Source organism: Variovorax sp. Soil_C_26, from assembly GCF_057657075.1.
Genome location: NZ_JBDGJC010000010.1, coordinates 113,592 through 129,429, shown reverse-complemented (window position 1 = coordinate 129,429; position 15,838 = coordinate 113,592). Strand labels below are relative to the sequence as shown.

At 69.2% G+C, this 15,838-nt stretch carries 11 protein-coding genes; 6 read left to right on the top strand and 5 right to left on the bottom strand.

All coding sequences use genetic code 11. The features are described from left to right. Positions 1–83: 83 nt before the first annotated feature. Entirely contained in the window at positions 84–527 is a 444-nt protein-coding gene (locus AC3A6G_RS23500; RefSeq protein ID WP_487874727.1) for a hypothetical protein, read from the bottom strand. A 175-nt stretch (positions 528–702) separates the two neighbouring features. Here AC3A6G_RS23500 and AC3A6G_RS23495 point away from each other — a divergent pair, with 175 nt between their 5' ends. Together AC3A6G_RS23495 and AC3A6G_RS23490 are read left to right on the top strand one after the other, a co-directional pair. Continuing rightward, entirely contained in the window at positions 703–1,134 is a 432-nt protein-coding gene (locus tag AC3A6G_RS23495; RefSeq protein WP_487858709.1) for a hypothetical protein, read from the top strand. Between the two features lie 12 nt (positions 1,135–1,146). Beyond that, positions 1,147–1,401 (top strand): hypothetical protein, encoded by a 255-nt coding sequence (locus AC3A6G_RS23490; RefSeq protein WP_487874726.1) that lies wholly within the window; start codon positions 1,147–1,149, stop codon positions 1,399–1,401. Positions 1,402–1,413: 12 nt separating this feature from the next. Here the strand turns inward: AC3A6G_RS23490 and AC3A6G_RS23485 are convergent, their stop codons facing one another. Next, the gene (locus tag AC3A6G_RS23485; RefSeq protein ID WP_487858707.1) at positions 1,414–2,280 is read right to left on the bottom strand and encodes a c-type cytochrome; all 867 of its coding nucleotides are present in this window, start codon (positions 2,278–2,280) and stop codon (positions 1,414–1,416) included. Positions 2,281–2,405: 125 nt separating this feature from the next. Here AC3A6G_RS23485 and AC3A6G_RS23480 point away from each other — a divergent pair, with 125 nt between their 5' ends. The 4 genes from AC3A6G_RS23480 (at position 2,406) to AC3A6G_RS23465 (ending at position 6,703) form a co-directional block, all read left to right on the top strand. Beyond that, a complete protein-coding gene (locus AC3A6G_RS23480; protein WP_487874725.1) occupies positions 2,406–2,732 on the top strand; it encodes a c-type cytochrome in 327 nt (108 codons plus the stop codon). Between the two features lie 5 nt (positions 2,733–2,737). After that, positions 2,738–3,691: a cytochrome c oxidase subunit II gene (locus tag AC3A6G_RS23475; protein WP_487874724.1), complete on the top strand. Its 954-nt coding sequence runs from the start codon at positions 2,738–2,740 to the stop codon at positions 3,689–3,691. After that, positions 3,688–6,231 carry a cytochrome c oxidase subunit I gene (gene ctaD / locus AC3A6G_RS23470; RefSeq protein ID WP_487874723.1) on the top strand — a complete coding sequence of 848 codons (2,544 nt, stop codon included), beginning with the start codon at positions 3,688–3,690 and terminating at the stop codon, positions 6,229–6,231. Before AC3A6G_RS23475 ends, ctaD begins: the two co-directional genes overlap by 4 nt. A gap of 133 nt (positions 6,232–6,364) precedes the next feature. Beyond that, positions 6,365–6,703: a PRC-barrel domain-containing protein gene (locus tag AC3A6G_RS23465; RefSeq protein ID WP_487874722.1), complete on the top strand. Its 339-nt coding sequence runs from the start codon at positions 6,365–6,367 to the stop codon at positions 6,701–6,703. Here AC3A6G_RS23465 and AC3A6G_RS23460 read toward each other — a convergent pair. Genes AC3A6G_RS23460 through glgX form a run of 3 tightly spaced genes read right to left on the bottom strand, consistent with a single transcriptional unit; the run spans position 6,691 to position 15,762 of the window. Then, a complete protein-coding gene (locus tag AC3A6G_RS23460) occupies positions 6,691–11,748 on the bottom strand; it encodes a malto-oligosyltrehalose synthase (protein WP_487874721.1) in 5,058 nt (1,685 codons plus the stop codon). The genes AC3A6G_RS23465 and AC3A6G_RS23460 overlap by 13 nt on opposite strands. Next, complete coding sequence (gene treZ / locus AC3A6G_RS23455; RefSeq protein ID WP_487874720.1) at positions 11,741–13,603, bottom strand: malto-oligosyltrehalose trehalohydrolase; 1,863 nt, start codon at positions 13,601–13,603, stop codon at positions 11,741–11,743. The genes AC3A6G_RS23460 and treZ overlap by 8 nt, the downstream gene beginning before the upstream one ends. Beyond that, entirely contained in the window at positions 13,600–15,762 is a 2,163-nt protein-coding gene (gene glgX, locus AC3A6G_RS23450; protein WP_487874719.1) for a glycogen debranching protein GlgX, read from the bottom strand. Before glgX ends, treZ begins: the two co-directional genes overlap by 4 nt. Between the last annotated feature and the right edge of the window lie 76 nt (positions 15,763–15,838).

The following is a 15,838-nucleotide window of genomic DNA, read 5'->3' as shown; positions in this document are numbered from 1 at the left end:
CTCCTTGTGCGTGCGGACGCACGCACGGCGTCACGCGCCTTGATGGGCGGGCTGTGGCGAGCTTCGCGACCCCTTGCGTAGTGTTAACAGGCCCTAGGCCGGACACCTTGGCGGCGGGCCCGCTCCGATTCGGAAGCGACGCGCGACAGGCATGCGTTGCGCTCATCGCCTTCGTGTGCATTGCAATTCTCGCGCGCGATCTCGTGGTCCACGCCGGCCTTTGTGTCGGCCAGCCGGCGCTCGTTGGCCTCGCTCGGGTTTCGCTGGTGTGCAAGTTCGGCCAGCGCAATCCTCTCGCGGCCCTCGGCTTCCTTGCGGCACACCGCACGCTGGTTGCCGGCCTGGGTTTCGCACCGCTCCAGCGCGGCCTTGCGCTGGGCATCGATGCGCTGGCGCGCGACGCCGTCGTCGATGGTGGCGGGGTCGATCTCCGCGGGACGCGGCTGAACGTCCTGCTGCGCCACAGCCGGGGGCGCCGCCGCCGAGAGCGTGGCAACGCAGACAAACAGGTGAATTGAAAGCTTCATGACGAACTCCTGTGCGTTGCCCATGGTAGGACGGACGCGCACAGCCCTCACGTCAGCATGTGCTTACGGCTGCTTCGACAGGCGTCCTACCGTGGCGGTCATCCCGACTTCTATATTGATTTCGACGGCGGATCCTCGCTTTCAAAAACAAACCCCCGCCGCCAAGGAGATCACCATGAAGAAACTGCTGATGATTTGCACCGCAGCATCCTGCCTGGCAATGGTCCAGGTGCATGCGCAAGTGACCACCGGGCCGGCTGCGGCCACCGATCCCGCCATGGCCGAACACAAGGCCGCACGCGACAAGATCTCGGCCGACGCCAAGGCCGACAAGGCGGCCTGCGACGCCATGAAGGACAACGCCAAGGACGTCTGCATGGCCGAGGCCAAGGGCAAGGAAAAGATCGCCAAGGCCGAACTCGATCAGAAGCAGAGGCCCAGCGATGGCAATGCACGCAAGGTCGCGGAGGCCAAGGTCGACGTAGCCTACGACGTCGCCAAAGAGAAGTGCGACGACCAGAAGGGCGATGCGAAGGATGCCTGCGTGAAGCAGGCCAAGGCCGATCAGTCCAAGGGCAAGGCCGACATCAAGGCCATGAAGAAGTAAGCAGGGGCTCCCTTGCAGTCGCTCGCCATCCCGGAAGCCCTGCGCGCGCAGCTCGCCGCGGACAATCTCCTGGCCATCAATTCGCATGGCCAGGAGGTTCTTCACGGCCTCGACTTCGCGGAGTCGCAGTTGCTCGTCGACTGCCGGGGCCAGCCGCCGGCCGATGCCATGCTGCGCGATCGCTGCGCCGAACTCGTCGTCAAGCACGAACGCGCCCGGCTGCGCATCGCCACCGTCGACGACGAAAGCACTGCCGGCAAGTTCTGACTCCCTGCCCCTTCAGCGCAGCGTGCCCAGGTACGCTGCGATGTCGCGCGCATCCTGCTCGCTCACCCCCATCTCGGGCATCGCTGAACGCGGGTCGACCTCGTGCGTGTGGCGCAGCCAGCGCACCATGTTCTCGGGCGTGTTGGGCAGCTTTCCAGCAATCAGCAGGCGCTCAGCGATGCCTTCGAGCGGCGGTCCCACGTGGGGCGATGAACTCGTGATGCCGGGAATCGTGTGGCAGGCGCTGCAGGCATATTGGTGCAGCGCCTGCGCCCCGCGCCGAACGTCGCCCTCTCCGGTCGGCGGCGCATCCTGCGCACGCCCGCAGGCCAAAGGCGAAGGCGCACCCTGCGCCACCACCGTGGGCGCCGCGCGCACGGCTTCGGCATATTGCTGCGGCGACAGATCGGGCAGCCGTCCGAGGAAAGCGACCACCGCCCAGAGTTCGTCCTCCGTCAACCGGTGCTCCCAGGCCGGCATGCCGCTCATCTTGATGCCGTGCTTGGTGAGCCAGTACAGCTCGCGCGGCTTCCAGCGCGCGGGCGCGTCCACCAGCGGCCCGGGCAGCGGCTGCATGCTCTTGCCGATGTCGTTCTGCGCCACACCGGGTGCACCATGGCACTGCACGCACTTGTCGCGATAGCAGGCCGCGCCGTGCACCAGCAGGCGCTCGTCGTCGAGATTGGGTGGCTCGATGCCGCGCGCGCGCAGCCGCACCGACTGGTGCATGGCGGTCTCGAGCAGGGAGTACACCGGCTGCGTGTGCTGCGAGGTGGCCGAGACGTCGTAGAGCCCGCCGAACACGACCAGCGCGCCCGCCGCGGCGCCGGCGAGGCCCAGCGCGGCCAGGGTGAGGAGAACGGTCTTCGGTGCACGCATCGATCGCGGCATTGTCCGACGCACACGGGCGCCGCCTTGTCGGCGCAAGCCGCGTCTCCGTTTGCACAATGGCGGGCATGTTGGCTGCCCCTTCCTGCCGCGCGGTTCGTGCCTGTGCCCTGCCCATGCTGGCGCTGCTGGCCTGCGGCTGCACGCTGGCCGCCTCATCGGCGCAGCAGCTCGAGCGCGGCCGATCGCTGCTGGCCCAGTACCAATGCGGCAGCTGCCACGCCATTCCCGAGGTGTCGGCCGCGCGCGGCCGCATGGGCCCGACGCTCGCCGCCTTCGGACGCCGCAGCTACATCGCCGGCGAGGTGCCGAACGGCCCCGCCGCGCTCGCGCGCTGGATCGTCGCCCCGGCCGAACTCGTGCCCGGCACCCTGATGCCCGCCATGGGCGTGTCGCCTGCCGATGCGCGCGACATGGCAGCCTACCTGCTCAGCCTCGAATGAGCGCGATGAACGGTACCGTCGAAGCTCCGACCCAGTCCGCGCTGCGCGCCGCCGGCCCCGTGGCCGACACGCTGCTGCAGGTGAGCGTGGTGCTGGCGGTCGGCGGCACGCTGATCTTCGCGGGCGTCATGCTGCTGCTTGTGCTCGCGGTGCGGCGCCGCGGCGGCGGCCAGGTGAACGCACGCTGGTGGCTCGTGGGCGGCGGGCTGGTGTTTCCGACCACCGTGCTGGTCGCGCTGTTCTTCTACAGCGAGTGGCATCGTCCGCCCTGGCGCCCGGTGCCGCCGGCGGATGCGCTGATCGTCGGCGTCACGGGCCACATGTGGTGGTGGGAGGTGCGCTACCGCGACCCCGCCAGCGGCGCCGAGGTGGTCACCGCCAACGAAATCCGCATCCCGGTCGGACGGCCGGTGTACTTCGGACTCAGTAGCGCCGACGTGATCCACAGCTTCTGGGTGCCCTCACTCGGCGGCAAGATGGACATGCTGCCCGGCCGCGTGCAGCACCTGCTGCTGCAGGCCGACCGGCCCGGCACCTGGCGTGGCCAATGCGCCGAATACTGCGGCGAGCAGCATGCGCGCATGGCGCTGCACGTGGTTGCCGAAGCGCCCGAAGCCTTCGATGCGTGGCTCGCGGCGCAGGCGCGGCCGGCCGCCGCACCCGCTGCGCCTTCGGCCGAGGTCGAGCGCGGGCGCGAGGCCTTCCTCGCGCACCGCTGCAACGCCTGCCACACCGTGCGCGGCGTGAGCGAGGAGCGCGGCCTCGGCCCCGACCTGACGCATGTGGGCAGCCGCCTCCACCTGGGTGCCGGCACCGTCGCCAATTCGCCCGGCGAACTGGCACGCTGGGTCGCCCACACGCAGCAGCTCAAGCCCGGTGCGCAGATGCCCTCGTCGGGCCAGCGCATCGGTGACGCCGACCTCCACGCCATCGCAGCCTGGCTTGCCCAACTCCAATGACGAACGACGCATCCGCAGCAGCATACGCAGAACCGCCGAACCCGCAGCCGCGCCCCGCGGACGAACGCGAAGCGCTCGAACGCGCCTGGGCACCGCCGCGCGGATGGCGCCGGCTCTCGGCGGTCAACAACACGCACATCGGCGTGTACTACATCGCCACGGCCATGTTGTTCTTCGTGCTGGCCGGCATCCTGGCGCTGCTGATGCGCACGCAGCTCGCGGTACCCGACAACGACCTGATCGACGCAGGCACCTACAACCAGCTCTTCACGATGCACGGCACCGTGATGATGTTTTTGTTCGCGGTGCCGATCGTCGAGGCCGTGGCCATCTACCTGCTGCCGGGCATGCTCGGTGCGCGCGACCTGCCCTTTCCGCTGCTGTCGGCCTATGCGTTCTGGGCCTATGCGATCGGCGGCATCGCGTTCTTCTGCACCCTCTTCTTCGGGCAGTCGCCCGATGGCGGCTGGTTCATGTACCCGCCGCTCACGGGCAAGGAATTCTCCCCGGGGCGCGGCGCCGACTGGTGGCTGCTGGGCATCGGCTTCATCGAGATCTCGGCCATTGCGGGCGCCATCGAGCTGATCATCGGCATTCTCTTCACGCGCGCGCCCGGCATGAAGCTGATGCGCATGCCGATCTTTGCCTGGGCCATGCTCGTGAGCGCGCTGATGATCGTCATCGCGTTTCCGGCGGTGATCGCGGCCACCATGCTGCTCGAGCTCGAGCGCGCATTCGACTGGCCCTTCTTCATCCCCGCGCGCGGCGGCGATCCGCTGCTGTGGCAGCACCTGTTCTGGTTCTTCGGCCATCCCGAGGTCTACATCATCTTCCTGCCCGCGGCGGGCATGGTCTCGATGATGGCTGCCACGCTCGCGGGCACGCCGCTCGTGGGGCACCGCGCCGTGGTGCTGGCGCTGATCGGCGTCGGCGTGGTGAGTTTTGCACTGTGGGCGCACCACATGTTCACCGCCGGGCTCGGGGAGCTGTCGCTCTTGGTGGTGTCGGCCGCGAGCTTCATCGTCGCCATCCCGAGCGGAGTGCAGGTGTTCGCCTGGATCGCCACGTTCTGGCGCGGCCGCGTCACGCTCAATGCGCCGACGCTGTTCCTGCTCGGCTTCCACTTCATCTTCGTGCTGGGCGGCCTCACGGGCGTGATGGTGGCGGTGCTGCCCTTCGACTGGCAGGCGCACGACAGCTACTTCATCGTGGCGCACCTGCACTACGTGCTGATCGGCGGCATGGTGTTTCCGGTTTTCGCGGGCTTCTACTACTGGGCGCCGCTCTTCAACGGCCACCGCCTTTCGGAGCGCTGGGGCCGCTGGGTGTTCGGCCTCATGTTCGGCGGCTTCAACCTGACCTTCTTTCCCATGCATTTCGCGGGGCTACTCGGCATGCCGCGGCGCGTTTACACCTACGACGCCGGCCTGGGGTGGAACACGCTCAACATGCTCTCGACCGTCGGCGCTTACATCCTGGCCGCAGGGGTCTTGATCTTCATCGTGGACGTGGTGCGCACGCTGCGGCGCCCCGAGCAGGACCATGGCGACCCATGGCGTGCCGGCACGCTCGAATGGCTGCCGCCACGCGAATACGGCGTGCGGAGCATTCCGCCCGTGGATTCGCGCTATCCGCTCTGGCAGCGGCCGACGCTACCGCAGGAGGCCGAGGCCGGCCGTTTCTGGCTACCCGGCACGGTGTTCGGCGGGCGCGAAACGCTGGTGACCAGCGTGCTCGCGGCGCGCCCGATGCACTTGCTTCGGCTGCCGACCGACAGCTGGTGGCCGCTCCTGGCGGCCGCCGGCACGGCCGGCTTCTTCCTTCTGCTCACCGTTTCGCAGGCGCTGCCTGCCCTCGCCTGCGGCGTGCTCGCGGTGGTGTGCATCATGCGCTGGCTCTGGGATTCCGACCAGCCGCCGCCGGTCGCCACCGCCGACGTCGGCCACGGCGTGCACCTGCCGGTGGGCGCCAGCGGCGCGGCGTCGCATTCGTGGTGGGCGATGGTGGTGCTGATCGCGGTCGACATGACCATCTTCGCTTCGCTGCTCTACACCCATGTGCACCTCGCCATGGCCAGTGACGTGTGTCCGCCCGCAGGCGCGGCGCTGCCGGCTTCACGCTGGCCGGCCGGCGCGGGGCTGCTGCTCGCTGCGGGGTCGGTCCTGATGCTGGTGGCCACGCGCTCGCTCGGCTCCGCGCAAGCTCGCGGCCAGCGCTGGCTGAGGCTCTTCGTCGCGTTGGCGGTCGCCTGCGCGGCAGGCGCATCGGTGCTCGAGATCGTCGGCCATCTGCAGGCCGGGCTCGACCCGCGCGCGCAGGGCTGGAGCGCCTCGGTCGGCATGCTGCTCGGCTACCAGGCTTTTCACGTCGCGGTGCTGGCGCTGATGGGCGGCTATGTGCTGGCGCGCTCATGGACGGGCAGGCTGCAGCCGGCGGCGCGCGCCACGCTCGACAACACCGGCCTCATGTGGCATTGCGTGACCGTGCAGGGCATCCTTGCCGCAGCCGCCGTGCAGTTCGTGCCGCGCTGGCTCGGCTGACGGCCGACAGCCTCCTACACCACGACGATCCACCAGCCGATGCGGCTGGATTCTTTCGCGCGGAGAGTGAAGGGTCTGGGCATTGCAATCAACGCCGGCATTTCCCAGGCATGCTGGCCGGAGACTTCCTTCCATGACAAGCGCGAACCCTGTCATTTCCTCGGAGCGTGTCGAAGGCACCACCGTCTACAACACCGCGGGCGACAAGCTCGGCACCATCGACGAACTCATGATCGACAAGATCTCGGGCCAGGTCTGCTACGCCGTGATGGAGTTCGGCGGCTTCCTCGGCATAGGTACCGACCGCTATCCGATCCCGTGGTCGATGCTGAAGTACGACACAGCCCAGGACGGCTACGTCGTGCCGCTCGACAAGACCCAGATCGAAGGTGCGCCGCGCTACGCGAACGACCGCGTGCCCGAGTACGACGATACGTACAAGGGCACTGTCGACAAGTACTACGGACTGTAGAACACGGCCCAAGGCATGCGCGCGAAAGCCACATCGAGCTGAATCTCGCCACCGTTCGGCGCCAGGGCCTGCCCGGTCAGCACGTTGTCGAGTTCAGGCTTGTCGAAGCCTTCGGGCAGCAACACCCGCGTGCCGCGCCATGCCGCGGCATCGGGGAGCACCGGCGCCGCACCCCCGGTGGCCGGGCGCGCAATGCCGGTGAACAGCCGCCCCGCAAGAACGATCAGTGTGCGGCCCTCGTGTCGGCGTGCGAACGCAACCACGTGCCGGGCGAGCGGCCCCTCGACGGTGAGTCCCTCGTAGCCGCCGAGCTTGAACAGGTCGGGGTCGCCGCGCCGCAGCGACAGCATGCGCCAGATGAACCACAGATTGGCGCGGCCGTCGTGCGGCGCGGCGGCCAGGGCCTGCAGCTGCGCGGGGGCGTCGGGCGTTGCGGCAGCGGCGACCAGCGTGTTCAGGTGGCCGCGGCGCAGGTCGTAGTCGACCGGCCGGCGGTTGTCGGGGTCGACCAGGCTCAGGTCGATGAGCTCGCTGCCCTGGTAGAGATCGGGCACGCCGGGCGAGCCGTACTTCAAGAGGGCCAGCGTGAGCCCGTTCCAGGCGCCGTACCACGACAGCCGATCGGCCAGCCGCTGGATGTCGGCCAGGCATCCGCCGTCGGACAAGTCCGAGAGTATCTTGTGCACCAGGCCCTCGAGCGCCTTTTCGTAGGCTTCGTCGGGCTGGGTCCACGCCGTGTGCTGCTTGGCCTCGCGCGCCGCCTTCTGCATGTACTGCTGGATGCGCGCGGTAAAGGCGGGCGCGGTCTCCGCATCGAGCCCACCGAAGGGCAGCGCGCCGAGCAGCGTCTGGTATAGCAGGTACTCGTGGGCGCGCGACGGTGAATCGGGCCCCTCGCCGCACAGCGCATGCCAGCGCGCGAGAGACTCGCGCCATTCGCGCGGCATTTCCGACAGCACGTCGATGCGGTTGCGCACCCCTTCGGAACGCTTGTTGTCGTGCGTCGAAGTGGCCAGCATCGTATGCGGCCAGCGCCGCGCGCGGTCGGCGCTCAAGGCATGGAACTCGTCCACGTCGAAACCGAACTGGTCGGGCTCGCCGCCCACTTCGTTGAGCGCGCTGAGCGGGAAGTAGCGGTAGAAGGCAGTGTCCTCCACGCCCTTGGCCGTCACCGGCGCACTGAACTGCTGGAAGCGCACCGCGAAGCGGCGCACGCGCTCGGCCAGCGCCGCCGGGGCGCCTTCCACGGCCTCGCCGCGCAGCGACTGGCGCACGAAGGCGAACACCGAGCGGTCGGCATCGCGGCTCTGGCGCTCGGCTTCGCGCGTGGCCACGTCGATGAAGTGCGCATCCTGCTCGGACGGCGCGTCGACGATGTAGGTGCGGTAGACCGGCATGCATTCCGCCACGGCTGCGATCGCGCGGCGCAGTGCATTGAGCGTGTAGTCGCGCGTGCTGCGGTCGGCCCGCGCGATGCGCAGCAGCTCGGTGGAAAGCACGTTGAGCTCGGACGACAGCGCACTGCGCATCACCTCGTGCTTGCCCTCGCGCGCGAGCGAATGGAAATCCTGCGTCTCGCGCGTGAAGTCGTGCCAGGTCTTGCGCAGCGCATCGGCCGCGCCGGTATCCACCAGCACGCCGTTGGCCACGTTGGCGAAGCGGTAGCCGGTGGTGCCGTGCACATGCCATTCGAGCGGCACCTCTTCCTCGGCGGCGGCGATCTTCTCGGCGACGACGTAGAGCGGGCGCGGGGGGCGCCCATCCGGACCGGTTGGCGGCAGCGCAAACCCGGCGCGGCGCGCATGCCCTTCCTGCAGCTGCAGGAAGTAGCGCGCCGGGTCATAGAGGCCATCGGGGTGGTCGATGCGCAATCCGTCGACGACGCCGGCGGCGGTGAGTTCGAGCGCGAACGACTGGGTCGCCTCGAACACCTCTTCGCGCTCCATGCGTACGGCCGCCAGGTCGTTGATGTCGAAGAAGCGCCGGTAGTTGATCTCGTCCGACGCGACGCGCCAGTAGGCAAGCCGGTACGCCTGAACGTCGATGAGCCGGTGGAGTGCGTCGCGGGCTTCTTCCGAGGCCATGTTGAGCTCCGCCACCGCGGCCAGCACGGCGCGCGCGACGGGCGGATGCGCCTCGGCCAGCGCTGCGAGCCGGGCCTTGAAGAGTGCGCTGTCGCGCACGCGCTCGGTGCGCTCCGCCGGCCCCGACACGCTGCGACCCGGCAGGTGCCCGAAGGCTGTCGACAAACTCGCGAGCTCGGCCGACAGCGTCGCATCCGCCAAGTGCGGCACCGCCCGCGCGAGCACGGCGGGATAGGTCTCGGGCGCCAGCGGGAAGCGGTGGTCGTAGTAGCGCAGCGCCAGCGTGCCCTCGGCCACCTCGAAGTGCAGCACCAGTTCGCCGCCCTCGAGGATCTCGCCGTAGTGCCCGCCGAGCACCGGCAGCAGCACCTTGCCGGCGAGCTCGGCGTTGAGCGGCTGCCAGTCGATGTCGAAGTGCTGCGCGAACGGCGAAGCCGGCCCGTTCTCGAGCACGTCCATCCACCAGGCGTTGTCGGCGCCGAGCACGCCCATGTGGTTGGGCACCAGGTCGAGCAGCTGGCCAAGGCCGTTGGCCTTGAGCGCCGAGACGAAGCGTTCGAAGCCTTCGGCACCGCCGAGCTCGGGATTGACCTCGGCATGCGCCACCACGTCGTAGCCGTGCGTGCTGCCGGCGCGGGCGCGCTGGATCGGCGAGCAGTAGACATGGCTCACGCCGAGCTGCGCAAGGTACGGCAGCACTTCGATCGCATGGTCGAAGGTGAAGTCCTTGTGGAACTGCAGCCGGTAGGTCGCGCGCGGCACGCGCGCCTCGGGCAGCGGTGCGGGCTCGTTGGACACCGTGCTGCGCCGCGGCCGCGCGGCGCGCAGGCACTCGGCAAGCCCCTGCATCGCATCGCTCGCGGCGAGTGCCTGCACGTTCGACGGAAGCTTGCGCCGCCAGTTGGGATGGGTGTCGATGGTGCCGGGCAGGTTGGCCTGGTCGATCTCGCCCGCCACGTCCTCGAGCTGGAACACCATCAGCGCCGAGGGCGCCTTGGCCAGGAAGGCGTGCACGGCCTGCATGACGCGCAGCGACGGCGTCGGCTGCGCGAGCGCCTGCGCCGCTTCGTCTGCCGTCAGCAGGCCTGCCTCGCGCACCGCGAGCATCAGGCGGATGCGCTCCTGGGCACGGTCGAGCAGCTGCGCGTCGAAGAGGCCCGGTTCGGGGAACAGGTCGAGCGAGAGCCGCAGCCGCAGGTCTTGCCCCGTCCACCAGCCGGCCAGCGTGGCGAGGTCGTGGGTGCTGACCGCCACGAGCGCGGCCGGAAGATAGTCTTCAGGCGGCGTGAAGCTGCCGTCCGGCTGCTTCTCGAAGTACATCAGCCGGTACGAGAGCACGTCGGCGCGCGCGAGCGCCTCGCGCATCGCGTCCTCGACGGTGCCGAGGTCTTCGCCCACCACCATGCAGCCGTGCCGGTGGCTTTCGACGGCCACGATGGCGAGCATCTCCTCGACCTGGTAGCGCACGTAGGCGCCGTCGCGGGCCGAGCGGCCGGGCGGAATCCAGAACAGGCGCATCAGCCCCATGGCATGGTCGATGCGCAGCGCGCCCGCATGGCGCATGTTCGCGCGCAGCATCTGGACAAAGGGCGCGTAGTGGTGCGTGCGCAGGCGGTCCGGGCGCATCGGCGGCAGGCCCCAGTTCTGGCCCGCGGGATTGAACTCGTCGGGCGGCGCGCCGATGCTGGCACCGGCCGCGAAGCATTGCTGCGCGGTCCAGACGTCGGAGCCGCCGCGGTCGGCCGACACGGCCAGGTCCAGGTAGAGCCCGATGCCCATGCCGAGCGCGTTGCAGCGCTGGCTGGCCCGGGCCAGCTGGCTGTCGGCCACCCATTGCAGGTACTGGTAGTACTGCACGCGCTTGGCGTTCTGCGTCGCGAAGGCCTGCACCTCGGGCGCGTCGAGCTGCCGGTAGGCCTCGGGCCAGGCCGGCCAGCCCCAGCAGCCGGGGTCGGCCGCGGCAAAGTGCGCCTGCAGCGCCTCGAAGATTGCATGCCGGCGCAGCGCCTGGCCATGCGCGGCGACGAACGCAAGGAAGGACTCGCCGCGCTCGTCGACCGCACCGCCCGCCGTGAGATGCTGCGCGCGGAAATGCTCGAACAGCATCTCCATGACCTCGGCCTTGGCCTCGGCGACGCCGGCGTGGTCGACCAGCGGCTCGGCGCGCAGCGCCGCGAGGCGCGCCTGGAACACCGGCGAGGCCACGCGCTCGCGCGCCGCCTCGCAGCCGGCAAATTCCTCGACGGCCTCGACGTCGATGTACATCACGTTGAGCCACTGCCGCGACGACGGGCTGTAGGGGCTCGCGCGCAGCGGGTCGGTCGGGAACAGCGCATGCAGCGGGTTGAGCCCGACGACATCGGCGCCCTGCTCGGCCATGCTGCCGATCAGCGTCTCGAGATCGCCGAAGTCGCCGATGCCCCAGTTGCGCGGCGAGCGCAGCGCATAGAGCTGGATGGCAGGGCCCCAGACGCGGCCACCGTCCTGCACTGCGGGCGGGCGGTAGCAGCGCCCTGGCGACGCGACGACGAGCATCTCGCCGTCGAGCCCGTCGATCTGCAGCCAGTGGTAGCCCGCGGCGAGCGCGGGCGCCAGTTGCAACTCGCGGCCGCCGCCGGGCGCCGGCTGCGGCTTGGCATCGCCTTCCTGGGTGCGGCCCGCCTCGTCGCGCAGCCGCCAGTGCAGCGGCCCATCGGCCTGCGCCCGGGCGAGCGGCAAGGTCACGCGCCAATCGGACATGTCGGCCGGAACCACCTGCACCGGCGCAATGGCGGCGTCGTCTGCGGGCGGTTCAACGGCCGCCGCATCGGCAACCACACCGAGTTCTGCCAGCAGCGCAGCCAGGCTTTCGGGCGTGGCGTGCTGTTCGATTCCGAATGCGTTGGTATAGCTGGGGTCGATGCCGTAGCGCCGGCACAGCCGTTCGAGCGCAGCAGTTGCGCCGTGAGTCAGTTCATCCACCAGCGATATCCTCCAGCGAGGCGTAGACGCCTCCGCGTTCAAGCCTCAGGCGACCGGCGGCCTCTGCCGCGACGCTCATTTTGTAGACCGGCGCGCCGGGTGGCGTGGCGGTTTCCGTGGCTGGCTCCGTGCCCAGGTGCGCGGCGAGGTGCAGGCGCTTGGCCGACGCGCCCGCCGCGCCACCTGTGCGGGCGAAGTCCCAGTGGACCTGCACCAGGCCGTCGTCGCAGCTGTAGCAGCCGGCACCCTGCGAGCCCGCGAAGTGCGGCACCAGCAGGCGGTGGCGGGCCTCGAGCAGCTGCTGCATTTCGCACAGCCGCGCAAAGTGCGGCTGCGTGCCGCGCTCGCGCCAACGCAGCTTAGACGCCAGGAAGGTCTGCTCGGCGTTAGGGTCCGGAATGCGGGCGCGCGCCGCTTCGTCGGCAAAGGCCGCGAAGCCGCCGAACTCCGCGCGGCGGCCAGCCGACACCGCGGCGGCCAGCTCGGGTCCGAAATCGCAGAAGTACAGGAACGGCGTGGACGCGGCGAACTCGTCGCCCATGAACAGCATCGGCACGTGCGGCGAGAGCAGCAGGCATGCGAAGGCGCCGCGCAGCAGCACCGGGTCGCCGAAGGCATGGATGCGGTCGCCGAAGGCGCGGTTCCCGACCTGGTCGTGCGTCTGCAGGTACGAGACGAACGCGGTCGACGGCAGCGCGGTGCTCGGCTCGCCGCGCAGTTCGCCGTCGCGGAACGGCGAAGCCTGGCCCTGGTAGATGAAGCCTTCGGCCAGCGAGCGCGCGAAGTCGCGCGCGGGTGCGTCGGCGTAGTCGACGTAGTAGCCGTCGCGCTCGCCGGTGGTCAGCACGTGCGCCGCATGGTGCAGGTCGTCGTTCCACTGGGCGGTGCCGGCCAGCGGATGCCCACCCTTTCCGCGCAAGAGCAAACGGGCCTGGTTGGCGTCGTTCTCGAGCACCAGGTGCACCTGCCGCTCGCGCGCGGGGCCGGCATCGAGCGCCTCGCGAATCTCCTGCACGATGTGCTTGGGCGAGCTGTCGCGGATGGCGTGGATCGCATCCATGCGCAGGCCGTCGAACTGGAACTCCTCGATCCAGTAGAGCACGTTGTGCACGAAGAAGTCGCGCACGGTGCGCGAACCCGGCCCGTCGAAGTTGATGGCTGCGCCCCAGGGCGTGCGCTCTGCGGCGTTGAAGAACTCGGGGCAGCTCGCATGGAGGTAGTTGCCCTCGGGTCCGAAGTGGTTGTAGACCACGTCCAGCAGCACCATGATGCCCAGCGCATGCGCGGCGGCGACCAGCGCCTTGAGATCATCGGGCGAGCCATAGCTCGCGTCGGGGGCAAACTGCAGCACGCCGTCGTAGCCCCAGTTGCGGGAGCCCGGAAAGTCCGCGAGCGGCATCAGCTCGATCGCGGTGATGCCGAGTTCCGCCAACTCGGTGAGCCGCTCGCGTGCCGCCTGGAAGGTGCCTTCCTCGGTGAAGGTGCCGATGTGGAGCTCGTACACCACGGCCTCGTGCCAGGGCCGGCCGCGCCATGCGGCATCGGGCCAGTCGAAGCTCGTGGGGTCGACCACCCGGCTCGGGCCGTGCACGTCTTCGGGATTGAAGCGCGAGGCCGGGTCGGGCATGGTGGTGCCGTCCGCGAGGCGCCAGGCGTAGCTGTCGCCAGCACGCGCATCGGCCAGTGTGGTGCGGTACCAGCCGTCTGCTCCGCGCGAGAGCGCGTGCGTGGCCGCAGCGCCACCCGCGGGCCTGTGCACCAGCGAAACGCCCTCGGCCGAGGGCGCCCAGAAGGCGAAATCGACACCAGCGGCATGGACCGTGGCACCAAAGGGCATGCGGTGAATTCGTTTCATGGTCGGACGTCCGGACGGCTCAGCACCACGAGCGAGCGGCACTGCAAGGGGTAGGCGGGCTCGGACCAGGCCGGCGCATGCGCCGCCACGTCCTCGGTAGCGAGCGGCGGCGAGCCGCTGGCGGTGTCCACCAGCAGGCGCCAACTGCCATGGCGCGACGCGGGCAGCGTGAACGCGATCTCGTCATGGTGCGCATTGAAAAGCACCAGGAAGTCATCGTCGTGCTGCGCCTCGCCGCGGGGACCGCGGTCGACGATGCCACCGCCCGGGATGTACATCGCAATGCAGCGCGCATTGCCATCGTTCCAGTCGTCGGAGCTCATCTCGCCGCCGTCGGGCCGCAGCCACACCACGTCGGTCACGCCGTCGGCTTCCCTGGGCGTGCCCGCGAAGAAGCTGCGCCGGCGGAACGACGGATGCGAGCGCCTGAATGCGATGAGCCGCTCCACGAAAGTGACGAGCGCTTGGCGCTCGGGCGTGGGCGTCCAGTCGATCCAGCCGATCTCGTTGTCCTGGCAATAGACGTTGTTGTTGCCGTTCTGCGTGTTGCCGCGCTCGTCGCCGGCCAGCAGCATCGGCACGCCCTGCGAAAGCAGCAGCGTGGCGAGCAGGTTGCGCTTCTGGCGCTCGCGCAGGGCCACGATCTCGGCGTCGTCGGTGGGGCCTTCGGCACCGCAGTTCCACGAAATGTTGTGGCTGTTGCCGTCGCGGTTGTCCTCGCCGTTCGCCTCGTTGTGCTTCTCGTTGTAAGAGACGAGGTCGTTGAGCGTGAAGCCGTCGTGCGCGGTGATGAAGTTGATGCTCGCGGTCGGCCGCTTGCCCGACCAGCCATAAAGATCTTCGGAGCCGGTGAGCCGCTTGCCGACTTCGCCGATCAGTCCGCCATCGCCCTTCCAGAAGCCGCGCATGCCGTCGCGGTACTGATCGTTCCACTCGGCCCAGCCGGCCGGGAAGTTGCCGACCTGATAACCGCCGTGGCCCAGGTCCCAGGGCTCGGCGATCAGCTTGACGCGGTTGAGCGTCGGGTCCTGGCGAATGGCGTCGAAGAAGCCGCCGAGGTTCTCGACCTTGCCAGCCTCGCGCGCCAGCGCCGAGGCGAGGTCGAAGCGGAAGCCGTCGACGTGCATCTCCTCGACCCAGTAGCGCAGCGAATCCATCACCAGCTGGAGTGCCCGCGGATGCTCGAGGTTGACGGTGTTGCCGCAGCCCGTGAAGTCGTCGTAGTAACGCCGGTTCTCGGCGTTGATCATGTAGTAGGAGGCGTTGTCCACGCCACGCATCGACAGCGTGGGGCCGAGCTGGTTGCCTTCGCAGGTGTGGTTGTAGACCACGTCGAGGATCACCTCGATCCCCGCCGAGTGCAGGGTCTTGACCATGGTCTTGAACTCCTTCACCTTGCCCGACGCGCTGTAGCGCGTCTCGGGCGCGAAGTACGCGAGCGAGTTGTAGCCCCAGTAGTTCTGCAGCCCCTTCTCGGCCAGATGCCGGTCGTTGAGGAAGCTGTGCACCGGCAGCAGCTCGACCGTGGTGACGCCCAGGCGCTTGAGGTAATCGATGACGGGCGCGCAGCACATGCCCGCATAGGTGCCGCGCAGTTCGGACGGCACATCGGGATGGCCCATGGTGAAGCCGCGCACATGCAGTTCGTAGATCACCATGTCCTGCCAGGGCACCGAGGGACGGCGGTCATCGCCCCAGGTGAAGGCGGTCTCGAGCACGCGGCCCTTGGGCATCAGCGGCGCGCTGTCGCGGCGGTCGAACGACAGGTCTTCGCGCTTGCTGCCCACGGTGTAGCCGTAGAGCGCATCGCCCCAGCGCAGCTCGCCCACCAGGTCCTTGGCGTAGGGGTCGACCAGCAGCTTGTGCGGATTGAACCGGTGGCCCTCCTCGGGCTTGTAGGGGCCGTGCACGCGGTAGCCGTAGGCCTGGCCGGGACGGGCTTCGGGCAGGTAGCAGTGCCACACGCCGTCGGTGCGCTCGCGCAGCGGAATGCGCTGGATTTCATGGCGGCCCTTCTCGTCGAAGAGGCACAGCTCCACGCCTTCGGCGTGCTGCGAGTAGATGGCGAAGTTGACGCCCTCCCCGTCCCAGTTGGCGCCCCGGGGATAGGGGCGCCCCGGCCAGACGGCCGTGATCGAGGTGTTTTTGCTGCGAGTCATCGGATGGATTGCGCGAAGAAGTTGGACGAAGAAGTTGGATCAGGATGGGGAACGAGGCGAGACGGATCCCGCCTGC

Bases quoted from the DNA above. Each gene is read 5' to 3' on its own strand.
- AC3A6G_RS23500 (WP_487874727.1), bottom strand. From the start codon at position 527: ATGAAGCTTTCAATTCACCTGTTTGTCTGCGTTGCCACGCTCTCGGCG.
- AC3A6G_RS23495 (WP_487858709.1), top strand. From the start codon at position 703: ATGAAGAAACTGCTGATGATTTGCACCGCAGCATCCTGCCTGGCAATG.
- AC3A6G_RS23485 (WP_487858707.1), bottom strand. From the start codon at position 2,280: ATGCGTGCACCGAAGACCGTTCTCCTCACCCTGGCCGCGCTGGGCCTC.
- AC3A6G_RS23480 (WP_487874725.1), top strand. From the start codon at position 2,406: ATGCTGGCGCTGCTGGCCTGCGGCTGCACGCTGGCCGCCTCATCGGCG.
- AC3A6G_RS23475 (WP_487874724.1), top strand. From the start codon at position 2,738: ATGAACGGTACCGTCGAAGCTCCGACCCAGTCCGCGCTGCGCGCCGCC.
- ctaD (WP_487874723.1), top strand. From the start codon at position 3,688: ATGACGAACGACGCATCCGCAGCAGCATACGCAGAACCGCCGAACCCG.
- AC3A6G_RS23465 (WP_487874722.1), top strand. From the start codon at position 6,365: ATGACAAGCGCGAACCCTGTCATTTCCTCGGAGCGTGTCGAAGGCACC.
- treZ (WP_487874720.1), bottom strand. From the start codon at position 13,603: ATGAAACGAATTCACCGCATGCCCTTTGGTGCCACGGTCCATGCCGCT.
- glgX (WP_487874719.1), bottom strand. From the start codon at position 15,762: ATGACTCGCAGCAAAAACACCTCGATCACGGCCGTCTGGCCGGGGCGC.